At 47.9% G+C, this 21,894-nt stretch carries 22 protein-coding genes; 10 read left to right on the top strand and 12 right to left on the bottom strand.

What is annotated here, in order from left to right; all coding sequences use genetic code 11:
• The first annotated feature begins 40 nt into the window (after positions 1-40).
• The 4 genes from J4N23_RS17010 (at position 41) to J4N23_RS17025 (ending at position 4,788) form a co-directional block, all read left to right on the top strand.
• On the top strand, positions 41-781 hold the full coding sequence (locus J4N23_RS17010) for an SDR family NAD(P)-dependent oxidoreductase (protein WP_207428983.1): 741 nt from the start codon (positions 41-43) through the stop codon (positions 779-781).
• Positions 782-908: 127 nt separating this feature from the next.
• Positions 909-1,898, top strand: coding sequence for an L-glyceraldehyde 3-phosphate reductase (gene mgrA, locus J4N23_RS17015; protein WP_207428984.1), 990 nt, complete (start codon positions 909-911; stop codon positions 1,896-1,898).
• A gap of 79 nt (positions 1,899-1,977) precedes the next feature.
• Positions 1,978-2,754 carry a hypothetical protein gene (locus tag J4N23_RS17020; protein WP_207428985.1) on the top strand — a complete coding sequence of 259 codons (777 nt, stop codon included), beginning with the start codon at positions 1,978-1,980 and terminating at the stop codon, positions 2,752-2,754.
• A gap of 261 nt (positions 2,755-3,015) precedes the next feature.
• Positions 3,016-4,788, top strand: coding sequence for a glycoside hydrolase family 43 protein (locus J4N23_RS17025; RefSeq protein ID WP_242689268.1), 1,773 nt, complete (start codon positions 3,016-3,018; stop codon positions 4,786-4,788).
• A 193-nt stretch (positions 4,789-4,981) separates the two neighbouring features.
• Here the strand turns inward: J4N23_RS17025 and J4N23_RS17030 are convergent, their stop codons facing one another.
• Positions 4,982-6,760, bottom strand: coding sequence for a thiamine pyrophosphate-requiring protein (locus tag J4N23_RS17030; RefSeq protein ID WP_207428986.1), 1,779 nt, complete (start codon positions 6,758-6,760; stop codon positions 4,982-4,984).
• A gap of 128 nt (positions 6,761-6,888) precedes the next feature.
• Between J4N23_RS17030 and J4N23_RS17035 the strand changes: the two genes are divergently transcribed.
• Both J4N23_RS17035 and J4N23_RS17040 read left to right on the top strand, forming a co-directional pair.
• On the top strand, positions 6,889-8,601 hold the full coding sequence (locus J4N23_RS17035; RefSeq protein ID WP_207428987.1) for an alpha-amylase family glycosyl hydrolase: 1,713 nt from the start codon (positions 6,889-6,891) through the stop codon (positions 8,599-8,601).
• A 162-nt stretch (positions 8,602-8,763) separates the two neighbouring features.
• Entirely contained in the window at positions 8,764-9,633 is an 870-nt protein-coding gene (locus J4N23_RS17040) for a cyanophycinase (RefSeq protein WP_207428988.1), read from the top strand.
• Between the two features lie 77 nt (positions 9,634-9,710).
• Here J4N23_RS17040 and J4N23_RS17045 read toward each other — a convergent pair whose 3' ends face one another.
• Positions 9,711-9,911 carry a hypothetical protein gene (locus J4N23_RS17045; protein ID WP_207428990.1) on the bottom strand — a complete coding sequence of 67 codons (201 nt, stop codon included), beginning with the start codon at positions 9,909-9,911 and terminating at the stop codon, positions 9,711-9,713.
• Between the two features lie 603 nt (positions 9,912-10,514).
• Here J4N23_RS17045 and J4N23_RS17050 point away from each other — a divergent pair.
• Together J4N23_RS17050 and J4N23_RS17055 are read left to right on the top strand one after the other, a co-directional pair.
• Positions 10,515-10,751: a hypothetical protein gene (locus tag J4N23_RS17050; protein ID WP_207428991.1), complete on the top strand. Its 237-nt coding sequence runs from the start codon at positions 10,515-10,517 to the stop codon at positions 10,749-10,751.
• A gap of 71 nt (positions 10,752-10,822) precedes the next feature.
• Positions 10,823-11,380 carry a hypothetical protein gene (locus J4N23_RS17055; protein WP_207428992.1) on the top strand — a complete coding sequence of 186 codons (558 nt, stop codon included), beginning with the start codon at positions 10,823-10,825 and terminating at the stop codon, positions 11,378-11,380.
• Between the two features lie 107 nt (positions 11,381-11,487).
• On the opposite strand, the gene J4N23_RS17060 is transcribed toward J4N23_RS17055, so the two are convergent.
• Genes J4N23_RS17060 through J4N23_RS17085 form a run of 6 tightly spaced genes read right to left on the bottom strand, consistent with a single transcriptional unit; the run spans position 11,488 to position 16,028 of the window.
• Positions 11,488-12,288: a sterol desaturase family protein gene (locus J4N23_RS17060; protein ID WP_207428993.1), complete on the bottom strand. Its 801-nt coding sequence runs from the start codon at positions 12,286-12,288 to the stop codon at positions 11,488-11,490.
• Entirely contained in the window at positions 12,285-13,355 is a 1,071-nt protein-coding gene (locus J4N23_RS17065) for an NAD(P)H-dependent oxidoreductase (protein ID WP_207428994.1), read from the bottom strand. The genes J4N23_RS17060 and J4N23_RS17065 overlap by 4 nt, the downstream gene beginning before the upstream one ends.
• Positions 13,356-13,364: 9 nt before the next feature.
• The gene (locus J4N23_RS17070) at positions 13,365-14,063 is read right to left on the bottom strand and encodes a TIGR04283 family arsenosugar biosynthesis glycosyltransferase (RefSeq protein ID WP_207428995.1); all 699 of its coding nucleotides are present in this window, start codon (positions 14,061-14,063) and stop codon (positions 13,365-13,367) included.
• A complete protein-coding gene (locus tag J4N23_RS17075) occupies positions 14,060-14,701 on the bottom strand; it encodes a TIGR04282 family arsenosugar biosynthesis glycosyltransferase (RefSeq protein WP_207428996.1) in 642 nt (213 codons plus the stop codon). The genes J4N23_RS17070 and J4N23_RS17075 overlap by 4 nt, the downstream gene beginning before the upstream one ends.
• Entirely contained in the window at positions 14,652-15,689 is a 1,038-nt protein-coding gene (gene arsS, locus J4N23_RS17080) for an arsenosugar biosynthesis radical SAM (seleno)protein ArsS (RefSeq protein ID WP_207428998.1), read from the bottom strand. Before arsS ends, J4N23_RS17075 begins: the two co-directional genes overlap by 50 nt.
• A 3-nt stretch (positions 15,690-15,692) precedes the next feature.
• Positions 15,693-16,028 carry an arsenosugar biosynthesis-associated peroxidase-like protein gene (locus J4N23_RS17085; protein WP_207428999.1) on the bottom strand — a complete coding sequence of 112 codons (336 nt, stop codon included), beginning with the start codon at positions 16,026-16,028 and terminating at the stop codon, positions 15,693-15,695.
• 260 nt (positions 16,029-16,288) lie between these two features.
• On the opposite strand from J4N23_RS17085, the gene J4N23_RS17090 reads away from it, so the two are divergent.
• Positions 16,289-17,296 carry an SDR family oxidoreductase gene (locus J4N23_RS17090; protein ID WP_207429000.1) on the top strand — a complete coding sequence of 336 codons (1,008 nt, stop codon included), beginning with the start codon at positions 16,289-16,291 and terminating at the stop codon, positions 17,294-17,296.
• A gap of 107 nt (positions 17,297-17,403) precedes the next feature.
• On the opposite strand, the gene J4N23_RS17095 is transcribed toward J4N23_RS17090, so the two are convergent.
• Complete coding sequence (locus J4N23_RS17095; RefSeq protein WP_207429001.1) at positions 17,404-17,784, bottom strand: sensory rhodopsin transducer; 381 nt, start codon at positions 17,782-17,784, stop codon at positions 17,404-17,406.
• 3 nt (positions 17,785-17,787) lie between these two features.
• Positions 17,788-19,410, bottom strand: a complete 1,623-nt coding sequence (locus J4N23_RS17100) for an alpha-amylase family protein (protein WP_207429002.1) — start codon at positions 19,408-19,410, stop codon at positions 17,788-17,790.
• 383 nt (positions 19,411-19,793) lie between these two features.
• Between J4N23_RS17100 and J4N23_RS17105 the strand changes: the two genes are divergently transcribed.
• Positions 19,794-20,882: an AI-2E family transporter gene (locus J4N23_RS17105; RefSeq protein ID WP_207429003.1), complete on the top strand. Its 1,089-nt coding sequence runs from the start codon at positions 19,794-19,796 to the stop codon at positions 20,880-20,882.
• A 553-nt stretch (positions 20,883-21,435) separates the two neighbouring features.
• Here J4N23_RS17105 and J4N23_RS17110 read toward each other — a convergent pair.
• Complete coding sequence (locus J4N23_RS17110; RefSeq protein ID WP_207429004.1) at positions 21,436-21,651, bottom strand: PLDc N-terminal domain-containing protein; 216 nt, start codon at positions 21,649-21,651, stop codon at positions 21,436-21,438.
• 46 nt (positions 21,652-21,697) lie between these two features.
• Positions 21,698-21,894: hypothetical protein (locus J4N23_RS17115; protein ID WP_207429005.1), on the bottom strand; the 197-nt coding region annotated here is incomplete at its 5' end.

Below are 21,894 nucleotides of genomic sequence, written 5' to 3' on the forward strand. Positions count from 1 at the left end.
GCCAACGACTGAAGAGTAAAGTGACAGCACTAAATAGAAAATGGCAAGAATATTTATCACTGGTGCAGCAGATGGCCTGGGACAACTAGCTGCGAAGGCACTGATTACACAGGGACATCAGGTTGTTCTTCACGCACGTGCCGACCAGCGGGCAAAAGAGGCTTTGGATAAGGTGCCAGGCGCCGAGGCTGTTCTCACAGGCGACCTTGCCAGCATAACTGAAACCATACGGTTAGCTGGGAAAGTAAATGCATTAGGCAAGTTTGATGCGGTTATTCACAACGCGGGGGTGTATCATGCTTCCGGAGAAGAGTTGTTGGCTGTCAATACCTTAGCTCCTTACATCCTAACTTGTTTGATAGAGAAACCGGGACGGCTGATCTACCTGAGCTCCGGGATGCACGAAGGGGGGCGGTCGAAGCTTGACAGATTTAAAACCGGTGTTAGCGGGATCAACTACTCCGATACCAAGCTGCACGTGCTGATGCTTTGCCAGGCAGTCGCCCGAAAATGGACAGACGTCTACGCCAATACGCTTAATCCCGGCTGGGTGCCTACAAAGATGGGCGGACCTGGTGCTCCTGATAGTTTCGAGGATGGCTACGAGACGCAGGTGTGGCTCGCAGTAAGTGATGACGAAAGGGCAAAAGTAAGTGGCTGTTTTTTCTACCATAAGAAAGAGACCCATTCTAATCCCGAAGCCGATAATGTACCGTTGCAGGAGGACTTTTTAGCGCTGTGCGAAGAACTGACGGGCGTCCAGTTCCCCTATAAAAGCTAAAAGCCTTGCCACATACTGCTAATGCCACACTCCGAATCAAACGGGTTATATTTTCTCGTAGCTCTTGTGATATCAATAACATTCCTGCATTTTCGTATACGCTTCGACATCGGGCGCACTACCGAAAATGACTTATCAGGCATCAAACACTCGTTACCAGGGGATGGAGTACCGCCGCTGCGGTAACTCGGGCATTAAGCTTTCAGCTTTTTCAATTGGTTTATGGCATAACTTCGGTTATGTGAACAACTTCGAAAACAGTCGCAACCTACTCAAAACCGCTTTCGATAACGGCATCACTCATTTCGATCTGGCAAACAATTATGGACCTCCCTATGGATCTGCGGAAGCTAATTTCGGGAGGATCTTAGATCTTGATTTTCGCTCCTACCGCGACGAGCTGATCATTTCTACTAAAGCAGGATATGATATGTGGGAGGGACCTTACGGCAATTGGGGATCGAAAAAATACCTGGTTTCCAGCTTAGACCAGAGCCTTAAGCGGATGAAGCTGGACTATGTGGATATCTTCTATCACCACAGGCCCGATCCCGAAACTCCGCTCGAAGAAACCATGGCAGCATTGGATCTCATCGTGCGCCAGGGCAAAGCGCTCTATATTGGGCTTTCCAACTACCAAGTAGCCGAAGCGGAACAGGCTTTTAATATCTTGAAACGCCTTGGCACTCCCTGCCTTATTCATCAGCCGAAGTACTCCATGTTCGAACGCTGGGTGGAGGGCGGCCTCTTAGATTTGCTGGAGCGAGAAGGAGTAGGCTGTATTCCCTTTTCACCCTTAGCGCAGGGTCTGCTGACCGATAAATACTTACACGGAATTCCGGAGGACTCCCGGGTGGCTACGAGCGGTAAGTTTTTGAATGAAAGCCACCTCACGCCGGATAAACTAGAGAAGGTAGTGAAGTTGAACGACCTGGCTCAGCAAAGAGGACAAAAGCTGGCGCATATGGCCCTAGCCTGGTTGCTGCGCGATAAACGGGTGACTTCTGTACTCATTGGTTCCAGTAAACCTGAACAGATAGTCGATTCTATCGCTGCTTTGCAAAATACCAGTTTCAGCGAGGAGGAATTGACGAAAATCAACGCAATAGTAAGTTAGGGTGGCGTCCCTGAAAGCACATCCTTTTGTGAGGATCGGGGAGCAATTTAAGCTCAGAGCCTTAAACAAAGTAGGACAGATGACAGCTCAAAAAGACTTTGCAGAAAAGACAGTTCAACTATTAGAGGATAACGAAAATGTAGTTGGTCTGGCCGTTGCTGGTTCCTGGCTTACGAATGAGTTGGATGAATACGCTGATCTTGACCTGATCCTGGTTACTCAAGAGAAAATAGGCGGTGACAAAAACAAGATGTTGGAATTCGCTCGCAGGCTACCGAACTTTCTTTCTGGTTTCACCGGTGAACATGTGGGAGAACCGCGCGTATTAATTTGCCTCTACGACAATCCCCTGCTTCATGTCGACATCAAGTTTGTGACGCTGGAGGAATTTGGACAGCGCATCGAGACACCTGTCATTCTGCTGGACAGGGGAGGGAAATTGCAACAGGTATTGGAGCAAACGGAAGCGAAATTTCCTTATCCTGATTACCAATGGATCGAAGACCGTTTCTGGACCTGGGTTCATTATGCTTTGCTTAAAATTGGACGGGGAGAATATCTCGAAACTTTTGATTTCTTTTCCTTCCTGCGAATGACGGTATTTGGACCGTTGCTGCACATTAAAAACGGGAACCTGCCAAGAGGGGTGCGCAAAGTGGAAGTACAACTGCCGGCAGAAGATCTGGAGCAATTGAAAACATCCATTCCGAACTACTCAAGAGCTTCATTGATGGAAAGCCTGGAAAATTCAGTAGCACTTTACCGGCAACTAAGGAGTGAGCTATTCCCGGGCAACCTGGTACGGCAAGCTGCCGCGGAAGCAAAAGTTATGGCTTACTTTGCCCAGCTTCGATAGGGCTTGGGAAATGCCAGGATATTAGGGACAAATGCCTTTCAAAGCAATCGTCCTTCCCAACCTAAACGCTCAGCCCTTTTTTTAAACATCTGTGCTATTATTATCATCAATTTTATCAGGTACAACACGTTTTCATCTTGATTTTTGTCATCAGGTCGATGTTCTTCAGCTGTCTCGACCACGGATTTCGAAAAGGGAACAAGGAGGCAGCTGGTGTCACTGCCCTTGCGAGTATCAATTAGAAGAAAATACAGCCGACCAATGAACAGACTCATTGCGAAAAGGAATATGATGAATAGAGCCAACTATAAACCCTTGCTGCAGAAGAAAACGGCAGCCCTGTTACTGATTTCTTTACTGGTATTTTTCGACGCTCCTGCACAGGAGAGGCTTAAAACTGCCAAAAATGCGCCTGTCTTCTCCCAGTTTAGCTATCGGGGGGAAGACCCAATTTACAAGAATCACCCTTTGGATTCCAATGAATTCTACACACCCATCTTACAGGGGTGTTATCCCGACCCGGCCATCACCCGCAAGGGCAACGATTATTACCTCGTAAACTCTTCATTCGCCATGTTTCCCGGCGTACCTATTTTTCATTCCCGTGATTTGGTGAACTGGAAACAGATCGGACATGTGCTCGACCGCCCTTCTCAGTTGAAAGTGGAAAAGTCCAGCTTCTCAGGCGGGGTGTACGCTCCTGATATTAAGTATAACAAACACAATGATACTTTTTATATGATCACCACCCAGATTTCCGGAGGCATGGGCAATATGGTGGTTAAAACCAAAGATCCCCTGAAAGGCTGGAGTGATCCGATCAAACTTCAGTTTGACGGCATAGATCCTTCTCTTTTCTTTGACGAGGATGGTAAAGCTTACGTGGTTCATAATGATGCTCCTGATAAAGGAAAGGAGCTTTATGAGGGCCACCGCGTGATTAAGATATGGGACTACGATCTGGAAAACGACAGAGTGATTCCGGGAACTGATAAAATCATTGTTGATGGAGGTACTGACATCAGGCAAAAGCCTATCTGGATAGAGGGTCCGCATATTTATAGGAAGAACGGCCGCTATTACCTGATGTGCGCCGAGGGAGGGACCGGCGATTGGCATAGCGAAGTGATCTTCTCAAGTGATCGGGTGAAAGGTCCTTATAAACCTGCTAACAACAATCCAATTCTCACACAACGTCACTTCCCAAAACAAAGAACCAACAAGATGGACTGGACCGGCCATGCCGACCTTATTGAAGGTCCGAATGGCAAGTATTACGCAGTGTTCCTGGGGATCCGTCCCAACGAAAAAGACCGGGTGAACACGGGGCGGGAGACCTTTATGTTACCCGTTGACTGGTCCGGAGACTTTCCTGTGTTCGAGAACGGGCTTGTTCCCCTGAAGCCAAAGATCCGGATGCCCGAGGGCGTAAAAAATCAGACCGGGCAGAACGGCTTCTTTCCAAGCGGCAACTTTACCTTTACCGATGCTTTTAACGGGGGACAGTTAGATCATCGCTGGATTGCGATGCGCGGGCCGAGGGAGGCATTTGTAAGTTATACAAAAGCAGGGCTGGTGCTGAACCCGTTTTCAACAAGCATCAAAGAGTTGGCGCCCGTTTCAAGTCTTTTTCACAGGCAGCAACATAACCATTTTAATGCAACGGTTACCATCCGGTATGCTCCTCAATCGGAGAATGACCTGGCCGGCCTGGCACATTATCAGAGTGAGAAGTTTAATTATGTATTTGGCATTACGAAGAAAGGTAATGACAACTACCTGGTACTGGCCAGAACAGAAGCAGGAAATACCAAAGTGCTGGCCAGTGAAAAGATCGATATCCGAAAGCCGGTCCAGTTGCAAATTGAGGCCAAAGGCGATGACTACCGGTTTAATTATTCGACCGATCTCAAGAGTTTTAGGAACCTGGGAGGAACCGTTTCCGGAGATATTTTATCAACGAATCTTGCGGGTGGCTTTACCGGAAGCTTAATCGGCCTGTATGCAACAGCGGCAAACAACATCCATCCATAAGATCGACTAAAGAATCTGAAGGGGGGTGTTTCGGAGCATCATCGAGCTTCTTCCCCCGCGGAGAGATAGCTGATTCACTAGAAGAAAATAAGCCCGGACCACTCGGGCTTATTTTCTTTTATTTAGAACTACGCATGGTAGAAACCTGAGAGCGCGGACTACTCCAGGAAAATGATTGGCGCCCTAAGACCGCCTATTTCCCAACACCGCCCTGCATCACCTCTTTTATCGTTTGCCGGATTACAGCGGCGCTGTCCGGATCGCCTTTTAAGAGGGCTTTATTGAACATGGCCAGCTGGCTCATATCCACATGAGCAGGTACTATAGGAACATTGGGATCGACCATCACATCGAGCACGGCAGGCCGGTCGGCACTTAACACCTCATCCAAAGCGGCTCCAATTTCCTCCGGCTTCGAAATCCGCAATCCCTTCAGGCCAAGCAACTTCGCGAACTCACCGTAGGGCACATCCGGAATATCCTGCGATGCTTCAAACTTTGGTTCTCCGGCCAGCATCCGCTGTTCCCAGGTCACCATATTCAGATCGCGGTTGTTCAAAACAATGACGACTAAACGCGGATCAGCCCACTCTTTCCAGTATTTAGCAATGGTGATCAACTCGTTCATTCCCAGCATCTGCATGGCTCCGTCGCCGGTGATGGCAATGGGGATACGCGAAGGATAGGCGAATTTTGCAGCGATGGCATAGGGAACAGCCGGACACATCGTCGCCAGCGTTCCTGAAAGCGAGGCGAGCATGCCCTCCCGGATTTTCAGGTTGCGGGCAAACCAAAAGGCAGAAGTTCCCGAATCAGCGGCAATGATACACTGGTCGGGAAGTCGGGGCGACAACTCCTGCAATACGCGTTGGGGATTTATCGGATCGGCCGTCTGCATGGCCCTTTCCTCTACCGTTTTCCACCATTCGGAAATATGCTGCTCGATGGTCTGCCTCCACGACCGATCCTCTTTGTGCTTCAATAGGGGGATCAACGCTTGCAAGGTACTTCTGCTATCGCCGAGCAGGTTGACTTCCATGGGATAGCGCAGGCTTAGCATCCGGCCGTCAATATCAATCTGAACGCCTCTTGCTTTCCCCGGCTCGGGCAAATATTCCGAATAGGGGAAACTGCTGCCGATCATCAGTAGCGTGTCGCAGCCTTCCATCAGCTCCCAGCTGGGTTTGGTGCCCAATAATCCAATGGCGCCCGTCACATAAGGCAGGTCATCCGGAAGCACCGCTTTGCCCAGCAGCGCTTTTGCTACTCCCGCACCCAGCAGCTCGGCTATCTGCTTCACTTCATCTACGGCACTGAAAGCACCGGCTCCCACCAGAATGGCAACCCTTTGTCCCTCATTAAGTACCGCAGCCGCCTGCTGCAATTCTTCTTCGGAGGGGATAAGATGGGCTTTCGAATGACCTACTCCTGTAAACACGTTCCCATGTTTCCGTGGAGGCTCTTCAATAGCTTTTTCTTCCTGCACATCGTTGGGGATAATCACCGCTGTAACGGTTCTTTCTGCTTTGGCAATTCGGAAAGCGCGGTCAATGACTTGCCGCGTTTGTGCAGGATCGGTGATCATTTGAACGTACTCAGACGCCACATCTTTATAGAGCGTCAGCAGATCCACCTCCTGCTGATAATTGCTGCCGATGGAGGTGCGCTTCTGCTGCCCCACAATGGCTACTACCGACTGATGATCGAGTTTTGCATCGTAAAGCCCGTTCAAGAGATGAATAGCTCCCGGACCGGAAGTGGCCAGACAAACGCCGACCTCATCCGTAAATTTGGAATGTGCACAGGCCATAAAGGCGGCCATCTCCTCATGTCTGGTCTGGATAAACCTGATCTTATCTTGCCCCCGGTTGAGTGCCCCTAAAATTCCGTTTATACCATCTCCGGGATAGCCGAAGATCCGCTTAACTCCCCACTCCTCAAGGCGTTGAATCATAAAATCACTGACGTTCATAGCTGCTGTTTTAGGTAAATGATGACTTAGAATTTAAGCAGAGAGGGAAGGAAATGTTTCAACGAAGTTCGAAAAGCAGGCTAAACTTTCCAGGCGAAAACAAGTTATTGCTTTGCAAGATCGATCCTATGAAATTAGTTTCTGCTATTTGTATTGCTGCCTGCCTGCTACTCTTTTCCGCTTGTAAGGAAAGAACGAAACAACAAGAGCCTACAGGACACATCCCATGGTACAAAACGAGTGTCATTTACAATGTAGACATCGATGCCTTTAAAGATAGCGACGGAGATGGCATCGGCGATTTCAGGGGACTGATCCAGGAACTGGATTACCTGAAATGGCTGGGTATAAACGTGATCTGGCTATCTCCTTTTCAGCCTACGCCAGACAAGGATGATGGGTATGATGTGGCTGACTATTACAGTATCGATAAGCGTTTAGGTACCAAGGCTGACTTCGACACTTTTATCGCAGAAGCAAAGAAAAGGAACATGAAAGTGATCATGGATCTGGTGCTCAATCACACCTCCCTGGAACATCCCTGGTTTCAGCAGGCCCGAAGAGATACCAGCTCCAGGTATTTCTCCTACTATGTTTGGTCGCGGGAGCGGCCGAAGGACTGGAACAAGGGGATGGGCTTCCCGAAGGTAGAGAAGGAAAGCTGGACCTTCGACAGCGTCGCGAAGCAATACTACTTCCACCGTTTTTATACCTTCCAGCCGGATCTGAATGTCGAGAATAAAGAGGTTCAGAAGGAGATGAAGAAAGCATTAAGGTACTGGTTGGAACAAGGTCTGGATGGCTACCGCCTGGACGCCGTTCCATTTATTATTGATCTACCCAAGACCGGAGCGGAGAACCCGGAAAATAAAATTGAATTTCTCACCGAGATCCGAAAAACGGTTCAGGCAATAAAGCCGGATGCTTTACTGCTGGGCGAAGCGAACGTGGAGATCGACAAAAACATCGAATATTTTGGAGAACAGGGCGAACGCCTGCAGATGATGTTCAACTTCTTTGGTAACCAATTCCTGTTCTACGCATTTGCTTCGGGAAATGTAAAAGACTTTGTAAAAGCCCTGGAAGACACCAAGGAAAAACCTGTTTCCGCACAATGGGCCTATTTCCTTCGAAATCACGACGAGATAGACCTGGGACGATTGCCCAAGGACAAGTTAAACCTGGTGTACGCCAAATTCGCCCCCGATACCAGCATGCGCCTTTACGACAGAGGCATCAGAAGACGGTTGGCACCGATGTTTTCAAATAACAAAAAGCAGTTGGAGATGGCTTATAGCCTCCTGTTTTCCCTTCCGGGTACGCCGGTGATACGCTATGGAGAAGAGATAGGCATGGGAGATGATCAAAGTCTGAAAGAGCGGCTGGCGGTCCGGACTCCGATGCAGTGGGATACGACTGCCAATGCGGGCTTTTCCAGTGCGAAAAAAACCTTTCGTCCCCTCATAACATTGGGCGACTATAACTACAAAAAGCTGAATGTGGAGTCGCAAAAACAGCGTCCTAATTCCCTCCTGCATTTCACCAGGCGACTTATTGAATTGCGGAAGAAACATCCAGAGATTGGGCTGGGAGCCTGGAAGATTTTAAAGACAAAATCGGCAAGCGTCATGGCAATCAGATACGATTACCAGGGCAAGTCATTGGTGATGGTACACAATTTCAGTGAAGAGCCCGTTCACACTGCCATCGATATCGAAACCCCAGCCGCAAAGTTGGAAGATCTACTTAGTCACGCCTCCCTTGCTATCAAGATGGCAGAAGTGGATCTCACCCTGCCACCTTATGGATACAAGTGGTACCGACTTACAGCCAACAATTGATATGAATCGTTTTTGAGGAAAAGAAAGGCAAATACCTTTAAAGCGGTCGCTGTAAACGACAGGGGGAGGAAGCCTCCCTGAAATGCTGGATTAATTAAAACTTTTTATGGGCTAAGTGCTATTACTAATAACCCAGTAAATACCCTTGGAGTCCAAAAAACTATGGAAGTAAACCCAGTAAATGAATGCCCTGTCCCCAAAGGAATATTACTTGCGATAGGAGGCCATGAGAACAAAGGAGAAGCGCCTGAAAAGAAGCAGCAGAAAGAGAACCCTAACCGTTTGGAAGTGCTGCGGGTTTTTACGGAACTGATAAGTGATGAGAGGTCTGTTTTAGAGGTTATCACCAGTGGAAGCAGTATGGGGGCGGAGAGTTTTGAAGATTACCGGAAAGTGTTTAATGAATTAGGGATTGAGAATATAGGTCACATTCATCACGACAAACGAAAAGATGTTGGAGCGGATGAAACCCTGCTCGAGCGGGTTCGCAAAGCGAGTGCTATTTTCATCTCGGGAGGCGATCAGTTAAAACTCACTTCCATATACGGAGGTACTGACTTTCTTTTCGAACTGAAGCAACGTTATATTAAGGATCCGATAGTGATCGCCGGAACAAGCGCCGGAGCAATGGCTTTGTCCACTCCTATGATCTATGCAGGGAACGAGGAAGTTCAGGAAATGGCGGGTGAAATAAAGGTGACAACCGGCCTTGAATTCCTCAAGGACGTATGTATTGATACCCACTTTGTCGATCGCAACCGGTTTGTTCGTATGGCACAGGTGGTGGTTACCAATCCAACTTGTATCGGTGTGGGGATTAGTGAAGATACAGCCATGATCATAAGAAACGGTCGTGATGTGGAAATTACAGGCAGCGGAATAGTGGTAGTAATGGATGGATCAAACGTCCTGGATTCAAGTATTCTTGATCTGAGTGGAGAGGAGCCTTTTGGGGTGCAAAACCTGAAAGTACACCTGTTAACCCGCAGAGACAGGTACTGCATCGTCCAGAATAACCCGCCTCATATTTAATTCATAAGGCTGTTACAGCAAGAGCCGGGGGGAAGTCGATGGAACGTCAGGAAACTGACTGCATGCCAGCAGTTGCGCTAGCGAATCTTCTCAATTATCAATTTTAAGCTTTCGAAACTTAGGTCTGCATCAGACGGAATAATGATCTCACCACTGGCATTATCCTGATAGACCGGAATATCGCTAGGTTTTTCAAGAGGTAGTTTTGTGAGCGATTTATTGCTTTTGTCGCCTGCCCGGTCATCTTCTGTTAAAATAGAAATAGTAAATGTTTTCATCGTAATAGGTTGATTTCTATAAGCAATAACACAAAGGTCAGAATACCCACTTGAAAATGACGAAAAAAATTAAGATCAAAATAACTGACCAAATGATTTCTGCCGCAACTCTGTTTTTATAGGTTCTGTCTTTCTCCATCCTGACTACTTTTTCTGCACTCTTGCACGCAGCGTTTTGTTTCCTGGTAGTTTCCTGTCTTTAGTTTAAAAAGGTCGTCTGCCTAGACTGTTAGGGGTCTGAGTTTCTAGCAGGACCTTACGGCAGTCTGAAGACAGAAAAAACGCTGTCCTCAGTAATTGCAATTGGGGCGCTATCTTCTATTTTTAGAAAATAAGTCCCCTCGTTTTTAGTGATGCTTTCTATGATATATAAGCTTCCATCAACATAAATCAAATCACCAGCATGCGCCTTACTTATATCTTTAATTTTTTCCAAGGTGCCGCAAAATTAACTGGAGAAGATGAAGGGAAGATGAAGTTTGAAAAATAGTTTCGCAGCACAACAGAAAATAAAAATTAAGGCAAGGATGGCACTGTTTTGGTTCCGTATAATATAACGGTGTTCATGGAAGTGAATACATTATTAACCAAAAACACACTACTATGAAAAAGATTAATACAGCCATAGCTTTAGCGTTTTTAAATGTTATGGCATTTGCACAGGAAAAAGTAAATGCGGATGTTAATTTGGATATAAATAAAGGAGCGGAATCCGGAGGATCATTTCCATGGATCTGGCTGGTTGGAGCGCTCGTCCTTATTATTCTGCTGTTTGCCTTATTGGGCGGTAGACGTGGTAATGACCGGGTGATTGAACGGGATACGATCATCAGAAAATAATCAATCTTTCTCCTCAACAGTGGAAGGCCAAAAGCTCCACTGTTGCTTTGAAAAACCAACATTTAAACATCATGAAAACACTCAAAATAGTCGGGCTGATGGTAGTTTCATCACTCTTTGCCTGCAGTAGCGCATCAAACGATAATGCCGGTACGGATTCGGCAGCAACAAACTCAACCGGGGATATGCAAGTTTCCGGCGCATCTTATGTAAATCTGAAAACCGGTGAACCGGTAACGATTGTCCGGGATGAAGAAAAAGGGTATTACGTCTATAGCGATAGCAGGGAGCCCATCGAGAACGATCTGCTGTTTGTCGACGTTAACAGCCGGGATACGCTGTACGGCAGAACCGGGGTGGTGGTAAATACGGCCATCAAATCTAACGGCGGCACCTACACCCTGGATGAGACGCGAATAGAACGCGACGGTGAGGAGATAAAAGTAAAGACCGCCGATGGAAAACTCAAGATAGATGGCGAGGAAATGAAGTATAAAGAAGGTGAAGACAACAAGATCAAGGTAGACGGCGAGGAGTCGAAAGTAAAAACATCAGACTCTAAAGAAAAGGTTGATGGAGCTGAGGCCAAGATCAAAACACCTGATACGAAAGTTAAAGTGGACGATTAGTTTTTTAATCCTTTATGTTTATGCGGGTCGCTCTGTATGGGGCGACCTTTTTTGTTAATAGGGGCAGGTGCTGGCTGATATAGCTGAAAAGATTCGATGCGTAAAGTCTATCCTTTTCTAATCTCGCCGAAGGGCAGCCGGAGCAGAAACTTGCTGCTCAGTTCTTCGCTGCGCAGATAGCCCGGAACACCTATGATCAGGTCGGATTGCTGTACATTTAGGTTCATCGTTTGATGCAGGCGATCCCAGCAGGAGAAGATGACCGAGAAGTTCGAGTCGGTTTCCGAACGATTCACCGAGTGGTGAACTCCATGCATCCGGGGGGTAACTATTAGCTTGCTCAAGGCCTGCTCCACTTGCAAAGGCAGCCGGGTATTGCTGTGATGAAATTCAGTAGCAGCCTCAAATACAATCTCATAAACGATCACGCTTAAAGGTGTGGCTCCGGAAAGATACGTACAGGCCCCTCGATAGATCAGCGATCCGATCATTTCACCGAAATGAAACCGGAAGGCGGTAGTAATGTCCAGATCTTTGTCGGTATGATGCACCAGGTGAAAACGCCAAAGGAGCGGGATTTGATGGTTCAGGATATGCCATAGATAATTGCTGTAATCCAAAAAGAGAAAGGCCAGCACCTGTCGCAATACGGTAGAAGGCACTACCAGTCCCAGTGTTTTACGTACCGGAACGTTACGTTGCGCCAGGTATACCATCGCCGGAACGAACATCAGGCGAAGCAGGATAAAGGAAGGCGCTGCTACGGTGGCGTTAATCTTGATCCTGCTCCAGCGGTTCTGCACCCGCTTCCGCAATTGGTATTTGCTCTCCAGGAAGAAAAGCATACCGAACAGTCCGGCAAGGAGGGGAGTACCGATATAGTCGAAGTTTTTCCGGATGATATTCATGACTTTCGCAGTTTTTTACCTTCTCCTCTTTTGGGATGAAGGGTGGCATCCTGATTCAATCCAAACTTTTCCTGGTACCAGGGCGAGGAGTTTTTCACCGGCTTTCCGATCATCATGCGGAAGTATTTCCAGCCCAGGCGCAGCTCCTTGAAAAAATGGGAAGGAGGGTTGTAGCCGTAGGCCCGGTACTTACCCGGTTTTACTTTTTCCTTCAGTGTTACAAAAGAAGCAAACCCCTTTACCCAGTTTTCGAATTGCTGCATGACGCCCTCGTCCTGCACCATATTCTCTGCCTGGCTTTCGCTGTACTTTTTATCTTTCCCGAAAAGCGCATACTGCCATAGGTGGTCCGGAACTTCGATCCCGCCATAGCGGCATTGCCATACAAGTGGAGCATAGGCATCGCGTTCATTTTCAAAAGGCTCCTGCTGCGGGTTAAAATAGTGCTTGTGCTGGAGTACTTTAGGGCGTCCGCTTTCGTCTATTTCGTCTCCGCCAAGGTCACCGTAGCAGAAAAAGGCGGCGGTGCGTCCTTCGAGGTGATTCACACTCAAAGCTTCCCAGTCCGGCGAATGCTCTAGGCGCATGGCCTTCTCGGCATCTTTATGATCGATCAATCGCTCATCCGGGTTGCCGCCGTTCATACAGACCAGCCGGTCGAACATCAGTTTCAAGTTGCTGGTGGGACCGTACCAGTTGATCGGACCAATGATCGCCCAAGCGTCCGCCATATCCAGTCGCGAATACAAATCCAGGTTCCACATCAGGTCAGGTTCCTTGCCGTCGTTCTTTCGGTAGCAGTTGCAGGGCCAGACGCATAAAGCCATTGAGGTGGAAACGCAGGCATTACAACTCTGGATCCGTTCCCGGTTGTACACGTTCCCCAAATCCTCATAGTCGATCTCCCAGTCCTGCGGAAGCAAGTCCGCCATGCGAAGCATCAGCATGCGCGACTTACTATCGACACCCGGACAATTATACTGCCTGCGCTGCGAACCACTGATGATTAAAACACGAAAGGGTCTCTCTTCCGGAGGAAGTTTAGCGTTACGGTCGTTGGGCTTCATAGGTTCTAATTAAACTTTGTCCTGCCGGATAAGTTTGCGATAGGTATGTACCAATTTTTGCTGTGAAAAACCGAGCTGGTACATAAAGAAGATCAGGAAGAAAATCGCCTGCGTTCTGTAGATGCCGTTCTGGAGGTATTTCCGCGAGGAGGTAAGAACCGGTTTCCGGATCACTGTAAAGGGCGAAAGTTTCCTGATGCGTTGGATGATCTCCTGGTCTTCCATCACGATATGCCGTTCACAAAAGCCGCCTGCCCCCAGAAATACATCTTTAGCAACAAACAAACTCTGATCGCCGAAGCGGAAGTAGTTAAAGTCGAAGCGGGTAAACCAGCAATTCGCCTGTAAAAACCAGTGCGGATGATCGAAGGCCAGCATAAAACAGCCGGCATGCTGTCCCTGCGCTACGGCAGATAGAATATCATGACTAAAGCCTTCCGGTGGAAGGGTATCCGCATGTAAAAAGTAGAGCACCTCTGCTGTAGCAAGCGATGCGCCGTAATTCATCTGTGCGGAGCGACCTTTGATAGGACTGATCACCGCTTTGGCTCCGGCCCGGGCAGCAATTTGAAGGGTTTCATCGGTACTGCCGCCATCGACAACGATGACTTCCCGGATATGATCTGCATCCGCTATTTCCTTTATCCGGCGGATGGTGTTTCCAATACAGCTGGCTTCGTTAAAGGCAGGGATGATGATGCTGATCATAGTTCCACATTCGCAGCGAACCGTAGCCAGTCCTGCTCTTCGTCAATATCACTCAGTTCTGTTAAAAGGGTGTGGGTATGGCCGTTTAGCTTAACCGCCCTCATCGTCTTTTTCAAGACATCGGCACTGCTCCACGGGATGTCTTCAAACAATTCCTCGTGCAGGAACTTCATACCCAGCAGGTAGTAACCTCCGTCTGTTGCAGGGCCAATGACTACCTCAGATTCTTCCAGTGCACTGAATGCCTGATCAACGATTTTCGAAGTAATCTCGAGCGAATCGCTGCCAATAATAACGGCTTTTTTATAGCCGGCGTCCAGTATTTGCCGGAAGGCATTCTTCATCCGCTCCCCCAAATCCTGTCCACTTTGGAGCTGCGAAGAAAATCGATGCAGGTCCTGCTCTGGGATAAAGTCGGAATAGAAAACGTATTTATCTGCGTTTACTCTTTCCGCAGTCCGGTAGGTGTATTTAAGCAGGTAGCTGTAAATAGCATAGGCTTTTTCTTCGCCTACCGTAGCAGCAAGGCGGGTTTTTACCTTTCCCATCTGCAGGTTTTTTACAAAGATGATGAGTGCATTTTCCATGTCAGGCCGTTGCTCCTCCGCAGCTGGAGCCAGCACCCGCTGTACAGCCATAGCAATGCTGGCCGATGACGATCGATCTGCTGTTAAGCTCTTCGGGTTTAAACTCGCTGATGTGCTGGGATGTTGCTGAAACCTTCAGGTCCAGCATCTGGTTAAAGTCGCAGTCGTATAAGTAGCCATCCCAGCTGACCGAAATGGTATTCCGGCACATTACGTTGTAGGCGGCAGAAGGGTTGAATGCGGCGGTAAGCTTTTCCATATACCGTTGGTAATTACCGCTGCTGATCAGGTAATCGAGGTAGCGACTGATCGGCATATTGGTGATAGTGTACAGATGATTGAAATCAATGCCGAACTGTTCCTTCAACGCTTGTTTGTATTCCTTCTCGAGTGAACTTTGCGCAGGGGGCAGAAAGGCTCCCGCCGGATTGTACACCAAATTGAGCAGTAGTCCCGTTCCTTCTTTTCCGTAACCGGCAGCATTAAGCATTTGAAGGGCTTTAATGCTGTCTTCAAACACCCCATTGCCACGCTGTCGGTCCGTTCTGTCCTGTGTATAAAAGGGAAGGGAAGAAACGACTTCAACGCCGTGCTCCCTGAAAAAATCAGGAAGGTCCTGATACTTCCGGTTGGCAAGGATGATGGTGAGGTTGCAGCGGACGATGATATGTTTTCCCAGTTTTTTAATCTCGGAAACGAACCAGCGGAAGTGGGGGTTCATCTCTGGCGCACCGCCGGTGATATCTACAATGCCGATTTCAGGGTTGGCTTGCAAGGCCTGCAGGCATAACTCCATCGTTTCGGTGCTCATGATCTCCTTGCGATCTGGTCCGGCATCCACATGGCAATGCTTACACACCTGATTGCACATCTTGCCGATATTCACCTGGAAGATGTGCAGCCCGGTAGGCCTTAGGGGGAGTAGGTCCAGCTCATCCAGCTGTTGCTGAAAAGGAGTCCACAAACTAGCTTTTTCCAGAACCTCCAGCTGGTGTTCTGAATCCGACAATACATTTCCCTGTGCTTTTAAGGACTTCATCAACTACATCGCTATCTCTTTCACTTTGTTCATCATCTGTACGCTGTGCACCAGGGATGAACCTCCTCTGATGGCAGTCGCCACATGGACGGCCTCCATCAACTGAGCCTCGCTCCAGCCTTTTTCAAACGCATCGCTGCTATAGGCATCTATACAATAGGGGCATTGAACAGTATGCGCAACGGCCAGAGCAATCAGCGATTTTTCCCGTGCGCTCAGGGCACTGTCTTTAAATACCTCGCCATAATAGCTGAAAAATTTGTCGGCAAGTTCTTTCTGAAACTCACCCACATTACCGAATTTCTTCAGGTCGTCTGAATTGTAGTAGTGATTGTCCATGTGCTTAATTCATTGAGAGGAGATCGTTAAGGCAGGTGTTTGCGTGACCCTATTTTAACTGTTCTTCGTTATGATAAACATTGGTGGGAGGGAAAAGTTCGGCAAATGAGGGCGATTGCAATAAATTCAATAGAGGTTTTGTTGTTAGCTATATGCTTAACTGTTTGGGCTTCCGACTTTTCCCGGCTAATTGTTTTTTTGATAAACAAGCGATACAAAGTTCAGTTAATAGATCGAACGCTCTAAAAGTTCATCTACCTATGAATGAAGAAAATAAAATGAGTCGCCGACAAGTTCTCGGTGGCTTGAGTGCCGGTCTGGCAGCAGCAGTGGTTTCACCTGCTTTTGGATCACAGGGAGCCAACCTTTTCACTGTGACCGGTCCTCCTGATCTGACTGATCCAACCACTAAATATCCCAAACCTCCTTTCAGCCCCGAGTTTCAGCCCTGGCCGGGTTTAGCGGGAAAAATGACCCCACGGCCGGATCACGGAGAGAAGAGCTATAAGGGTTCCGGCAGACTTGCAGGACGGAAAGCCCTGATCACCGGGGGAGACTCAGGCATTGGGCGGGCAGCTGCTATTGCCTATGCCCGGGAAGGTGCGGATGTAGCCATTAACTATCTTCCTGCCGAGGAAGCAGATGCAAAGGAAGTGATTGCATTGATCAAAGCAGAGGGCCGCAAAGCAGTGGCCATTCCGGGAGATCTAAGGGACGAGGCTTTTTGTCAACGGCTGGTAGCCGAGGCGGTAAAGGGTCTCGGGGGACTGGATATCCTGGTCAACAATGCGGCCCGCCAACAGACGAAGCCATCTATCGCAGATATCACATCGGAACAGTTTGACTGGACCATGAAGACCAATGTGTATGCTCCCTTCTGGATCACCAAAGCAGCACTTCCTCATCTTAAGCCAGGCTCGTCTATTATTGCTACCACCTCTGTACAGGCCACCGATCCTTCGGGCGACCTGTTCGATTATGCGCAGACCAAAGCAGCGAATACTGCCTACGTACGGTCCTTAGCAAAGCAGCTGGGACCGAAAGGTATCCGGGTAAATGGAGTGGCTCCCGGTCCGATCTGGACACCACTGCAAGTTAGTGGCGGCGCTACTGCCGAGAAGTTGAAAACCTTTGGCGGAGATACACCCATGGGAAGACCAGGCCAACCAGCAGAGCTCGCATCAATCTACGTTCAGCTCGCCGCCAACGATGCCAGTTATGCTACCGGTCAGGTGTATGGTGCGGCAGGCGGGGGAGGGCAACCTTAAAGTATCTTCCGGAGTTGCTACGGGATAGAGTTTTTAACAGGACAGCATGTTGAGAAGAACAGCCCTGCACACTAGCTGCTGCAGGGGCCGTTCAATTACTCTGATTACTACTGGTCAGCTGAAAAAGCGAGGGTGGTCATTAGCGCATTTTCACTCTGCCGGCTATCCAGGCGGCTGTGCTGGATCACCACCGGTACATTCGATGAAAAAACACTGGCATACTCCGTCGCTCGGGGCACCGGCTCCGGGTCCGTCAGATCATTGAAGCGGATATGCCTGGTTCTTCTGGCAGGCACTGTTATCCGGTAGGGGCCAACGGGCTCGCGGTCGGCGAAATATAAAGTGAGTTCAATACTTGCATCCTCTTCATTCGTATTCAGGATACACGCTGTTTCATGACTGGTCATGTCTGGTGCGGGACCGGTACTTTGTTCCGGGATGTAGCCTTCTGCAATAGCCCAGTATCTTTTTCCGATGCTAGTTCTCATATTTTATTGATTATTTTGATATTTATACCACTTGTAGCCGTAGGGGGAAAGGATCAAAGAGTCATCTTCCTGTTTACTAAAGGCATCGCCAAACAACTCTGCCAGTCTGCTGGATTCAATAGAAAGATCACTCCAATTAACTATCAGCTCTCGCGATGAAAGATTATGGAATAGATAGGCTAAGCCTTCCTGATGCTGAAAGCGCTGCAGGAAGAGTCCGCGCTGCGCTGTCTCGATAACAGCGCGTGCTCCATAACCTATCTCCGGAAATTGTTTCCGGGCAATGATCAGCCGCTCTACCCAGCTTAAGAAGGAGGAAGCGTCCTGTTGCTGCTTTCGGACGTTCACCGCCTGAAATCCAAATGCTTCATCATCAATCACCGGTACATTCTTGTTCGTATGGGATACTGAAAAGCCAGCTTCAGGAGCTTCTGACCATTGCATGGGAGTGCGCACACTCGCCCGCCCCTTAAGCTCCAGGTTTTCTCCCATCCCTATTTCATCCCCATAACGCACCATAGGAGTCCCGGGTAAGGAAAAAAGCAGACTATAGGCCAGTTCCATATGCTTCCGGTCGGCCTTTAACATTGGAGCTATTCTTCTCCGGATGCCACTTTCAAATACCAACATGTTCTTATCGGGCGCAAATCTGCGATAGATTGATTGCCGTTGCTGCTCGTTTAAGAGTTGGAGGGACAGTTCATCGTGATGCCTTAGAAAATTAAGCCATTGGTTCTGAGGGAAGAGTCCCGGTTCTCTTTCATATGCCCTGCCTAAGTGGGAGGCGTCTTCTTCTGCGAGGGCCAGAAACAGATGCTGGTTGATGAAAAAATTGAAAGCCATATGCATGCGCTCACCTTTCTGAAAATAGGTGTGCATATTTTCCGGCTCCAAATTCGTTTCCGCAAGTAATATCGCATCACTTTTTCGCAGCGAAATAAATTCCCGCATCTCTTCGAAAAAGCAGGAAAGCTGGTATTCGCCCGGGTTATCCATGCCATAGGTCTCGATCAGTCTTTCTGCAGCATCGATACGGAAGCCGGAGACTCCCAACCGCAACCAGAAGCCCATGACGCGCAGGATTTCCGAACGCACTTCCGGATTAGCAATATTCAAGTCAGGCTGTTCTCTGTAAAAGCGGTGCAGGTAATACTTCCCGGCTTTTTCATTGTAAGTCCACAAGGTATCTACTTCCCCCTTTAACATGGGCTCCATCTCCCCATGCGCCTGTGGATCATCCGACCAGATATAATAGTTGAAGTAGCCGGACTGCGGGTTCTCGACGGCTTCTTGAAACCAGGGATGATCGATGGAGGTATGGTTCACGACGAGGTCGATCAGGATGCGGATGCCCAATTGGCCGGCCTTGTCCATCAATTCGGCAAAGTCTCCCAAGGTTCCCAGGCGAGGGTCGACATTATAATAGTCGGTGATGTCGTACCCGTTATCCCGGTTAGGAGAGGGGAAGAAAGGCAGCAGCCAAATGCAAGTGATACCCAGGCCGCTCAGGTAATCCAGCTTCTGGATCAATCCCTGAAAATCACCGATGCCGTCGCCGTTAGCATCGTAGAAGGTTTCAATGTCTAAAGAGTAAAATATTGCGTTTTTATACCAAATATGATTCATGCTATTTTACTGATGTTTGAAGCCGGATGACACCTGCTAACTGCAGGATATAAACGGCTGCAAGTACGGTGAAGGTGATGCCCGCTATGATCGGCCCGCTTGCCTTCGGGGGACTTTAGCGATTTCAACGTCTTCATTTTCGGTAAACTTCAGTTCTAACCCTAACCAAATGTGGATTGTTTGGGTTGAAAGAAACCTTAATCCTGCATTGACAGTTAAATAGAAACGCTTACATGCAAGAGAACTTTAATATCCACTTGAGGAGGAACTGGCTTAGATGATGCAGGAGGAGCTCTTGATAAAGGGATCGGCTTGAATGAATTAGCTGTGAGCTGTAAGAATTGTCAACGAATATTAATATATCTAATCTTAGAAATCTGCAGATGAAAAGCATCTCTATCTATCGTATTAATGCCGTTCTGTTAATGATTATCCTGCTGGCGGTAATTTTATATTTCGGAAAGGCCTTTCTTATACCACTGTTCCTGGGCATCCTGTTAGTGATGTTATTGGTTCCCGTTTGCGATAAGCTGGAGAAATGGGGGATGAGCCGGATCTGGTCTAGCATAAGTGGCGTGCTGATCATTGTACTTTTTGTTGCCGCAATTTTGGGAATCATTGCAGCCCAGGGAGTCAGTTTATCCCAGGACATGCCCAGGATGCAGGAAAAAGCGCAGCAGCTGTATCAGCAGGTGCAGGACTGGATACAAAGCCAGTACGGGATATCCCCGCAGGAACAACAATCTTACCTGCAAAAGGGAATGAAGAAAGCTTCCTCCTCCTCCTCCGGGTCTTTCGGGAAGTCTTTTTTCTCCAGCCTGATGAGCATGCTGACCGGTTTTGTGCTGGTACTGCTCTACTCTTTCTTTCTGTTGTGGAAACGCGACAAATATCGGGAGTTTTTCCTGAAGCTGGTGAATGAAGAAAACCGGGAGGAAACAGGCCGGGAACTCGACCAGATCCGGCAGGTTGCTTCCAAATATCTTATTGGTCGGCTGATTTCGATGGTCTTTCTTGCTGTATTCTATATTATTGGTTTTTCCATCGTCGGCCTTCCTAATGGTCCGCTGGTGGCCCTGGTAGCGGTCATTCCAACCATAATTCCTTATGTGGGTTCTATTGTCGGCGGGATTTTCCCTGTTGCCATGGCCCTCGTGGGCGACTCTTCCGGTGTCCTTCTTCCGGTAGTTATTATCCTGGTAGTAGCACAGATCATTGATAATAATATCATTGAACCCTTGGTAGAAGGGGAATCTTTGGATATCAGTCCCTTTTTTACCATTGTCGCTATTGTGCTCGGAGAACTGGTATGGGGCGTGGCCGGGATGATCTTATTTATTCCGATGTTCGCCATCCTTAAAATTGTATGTGATCATTTACCCGTACTTCATCCCTACAGCTTCCTTTTGGATAATGATCTGAATGAGCCGGGCTGGGTACTTAAAATAAAAGAGTGGTTTAAAAAGAAGTGATATGAGTGACAGATTCTTAATTAGGTCCAGCTGTGTCTAGCGCAAGCGCCTCGCTTGTGCTATTGTATAAGTTGGACATCTGACAAGCCCTTCCGAAGGAAGACGCAGCGTCCCTTCCTTTGCTATGGCTTCCGCCGAGGAGACTCTGCGAGGAAGCAAGTAATATGAGCGCCTGATTAAGAGCGTATTATTCTTTCTTGTAACTGCTTTTCTTTTTTCCGCAGAGTCTCCTTTAGGGACTCTGCGGTTCTACTGCCCTCGTTAAATCTATATCTTGTAATTGAAGAAAAGAAGTTAGTGCCACTTTGGAAGCAGCTGTTCCCATATAAAAAGCGGCAGAGCTGTGTTCGTAATCTTCGGGACGTTCCACCAATGCGTTTTTACAATAGGTGACTCTGCGAGGAAGCAAGTTGCGCAACAACCATCGACGCTTGCGGGGGACAGATTTAGAACATCGAAGGAAGACGCAGAGTCCCTTCCTTTGCTATGGCTTCCGCCGAGGAGACTCTGCGAGGAAGCAAAGACTTCCCGTAATACTATAAATGTCAGGCCTTCACTCTATATCTTTAAGAAGCTTTCTACCTACAGCCAGATATACGAAAACGCCAAAAAGAGGTAGAAGTAGTACGATATTAGTCCAAAGCCACTTATCCTTCCTCTGTTTATAGGAGCTTTTTGAAATATCAATAACGGCCCAGAGATCTATTGAAACAACGATTATCGCAAGAACATAGAAGTAAATTTCGTAAAATAGGATTACCAAGCTCATAAGTTTTAATATCTTTTTAACAGCCTTTTTTTCCGCAGAGTCTCCTTTAGGGACTCTGCGGTTCTACTGCCCTCGTTAAATCTACATCTTGTAATTGAAGAAAAGAAGTTAGTGCTACTTTGGAAGCAGCTGTTCCCATATAAAAAGCGGCCGAGCTGTGTTCGTAATCTTCAATACGTTCCACCAATGCGTTTTTACAATAGGTGACTCTGCGAGGAAGCAAGTTAAGATTTGAAACATCGA

It is taken from the genome of Pedobacter sp. SYSU D00535, from assembly GCF_017355855.1.
Taxonomy (GTDB): domain Bacteria; phylum Bacteroidota; class Bacteroidia; order Sphingobacteriales; family Sphingobacteriaceae; genus Desertivirga.

Excerpts from the sequence above, each read along its gene's own strand:
- J4N23_RS17105 (WP_207429003.1), top strand. The coding sequence starts at position 19,794 with ATGAAAAGCATCTCTATCTATCGTATTAATGCCGTTCTGTTAATGATT.
- mgrA (WP_207428984.1), top strand. The coding sequence starts at position 909 with ATGACTTATCAGGCATCAAACACTCGTTACCAGGGGATGGAGTACCGC.
- J4N23_RS17095 (WP_207429001.1), bottom strand. The coding sequence starts at position 17,784 with ATGAGAACTAGCATCGGAAAAAGATACTGGGCTATTGCAGAAGGCTAC.
- J4N23_RS17060 (WP_207428993.1), bottom strand. The coding sequence starts at position 12,288 with ATGAATATCATCCGGAAAAACTTCGACTATATCGGTACTCCCCTCCTT.
- J4N23_RS17085 (WP_207428999.1), bottom strand. The coding sequence starts at position 16,028 with ATGGACAATCACTACTACAATTCAGACGACCTGAAGAAATTCGGTAAT.
- J4N23_RS17110 (WP_207429004.1), bottom strand. The coding sequence starts at position 21,651 with ATGAGCTTGGTAATCCTATTTTACGAAATTTACTTCTATGTTCTTGCG.
- J4N23_RS17075 (WP_207428996.1), bottom strand. The coding sequence starts at position 14,701 with ATGGCTGTACAGCGGGTGCTGGCTCCAGCTGCGGAGGAGCAACGGCCT.
- J4N23_RS17010 (WP_207428983.1), top strand. The coding sequence starts at position 41 with ATGGCAAGAATATTTATCACTGGTGCAGCAGATGGCCTGGGACAACTA.
- J4N23_RS17070 (WP_207428995.1), bottom strand. The coding sequence starts at position 14,063 with ATGATCAGCATCATCATCCCTGCCTTTAACGAAGCCAGCTGTATTGGA.
- J4N23_RS17045 (WP_207428990.1), bottom strand. The coding sequence starts at position 9,911 with ATGAAAACATTTACTATTTCTATTTTAACAGAAGATGACCGGGCAGGC.
- J4N23_RS17020 (WP_207428985.1), top strand. The coding sequence starts at position 1,978 with ATGACAGCTCAAAAAGACTTTGCAGAAAAGACAGTTCAACTATTAGAG.
- J4N23_RS17055 (WP_207428992.1), top strand. The coding sequence starts at position 10,823 with ATGAAAACACTCAAAATAGTCGGGCTGATGGTAGTTTCATCACTCTTT.
- J4N23_RS17030 (WP_207428986.1), bottom strand. The coding sequence starts at position 6,760 with ATGAACGTCAGTGATTTTATGATTCAACGCCTTGAGGAGTGGGGAGTT.
- J4N23_RS17035 (WP_207428987.1), top strand. The coding sequence starts at position 6,889 with ATGAAATTAGTTTCTGCTATTTGTATTGCTGCCTGCCTGCTACTCTTT.
- J4N23_RS17025 (WP_242689268.1), top strand. The coding sequence starts at position 3,016 with ATGAACAGACTCATTGCGAAAAGGAATATGATGAATAGAGCCAACTAT.
- J4N23_RS17050 (WP_207428991.1), top strand. The coding sequence starts at position 10,515 with ATGAAAAAGATTAATACAGCCATAGCTTTAGCGTTTTTAAATGTTATG.
- J4N23_RS17100 (WP_207429002.1), bottom strand. The coding sequence starts at position 19,410 with ATGAATCATATTTGGTATAAAAACGCAATATTTTACTCTTTAGACATT.
- J4N23_RS17040 (WP_207428988.1), top strand. The coding sequence starts at position 8,764 with ATGGAAGTAAACCCAGTAAATGAATGCCCTGTCCCCAAAGGAATATTA.
- J4N23_RS17090 (WP_207429000.1), top strand. The coding sequence starts at position 16,289 with ATGAATGAAGAAAATAAAATGAGTCGCCGACAAGTTCTCGGTGGCTTG.
- J4N23_RS17065 (WP_207428994.1), bottom strand. The coding sequence starts at position 13,355 with ATGAAGCCCAACGACCGTAACGCTAAACTTCCTCCGGAAGAGAGACCC.
- arsS (WP_207428998.1), bottom strand. The coding sequence starts at position 15,689 with ATGAAGTCCTTAAAAGCACAGGGAAATGTATTGTCGGATTCAGAACAC.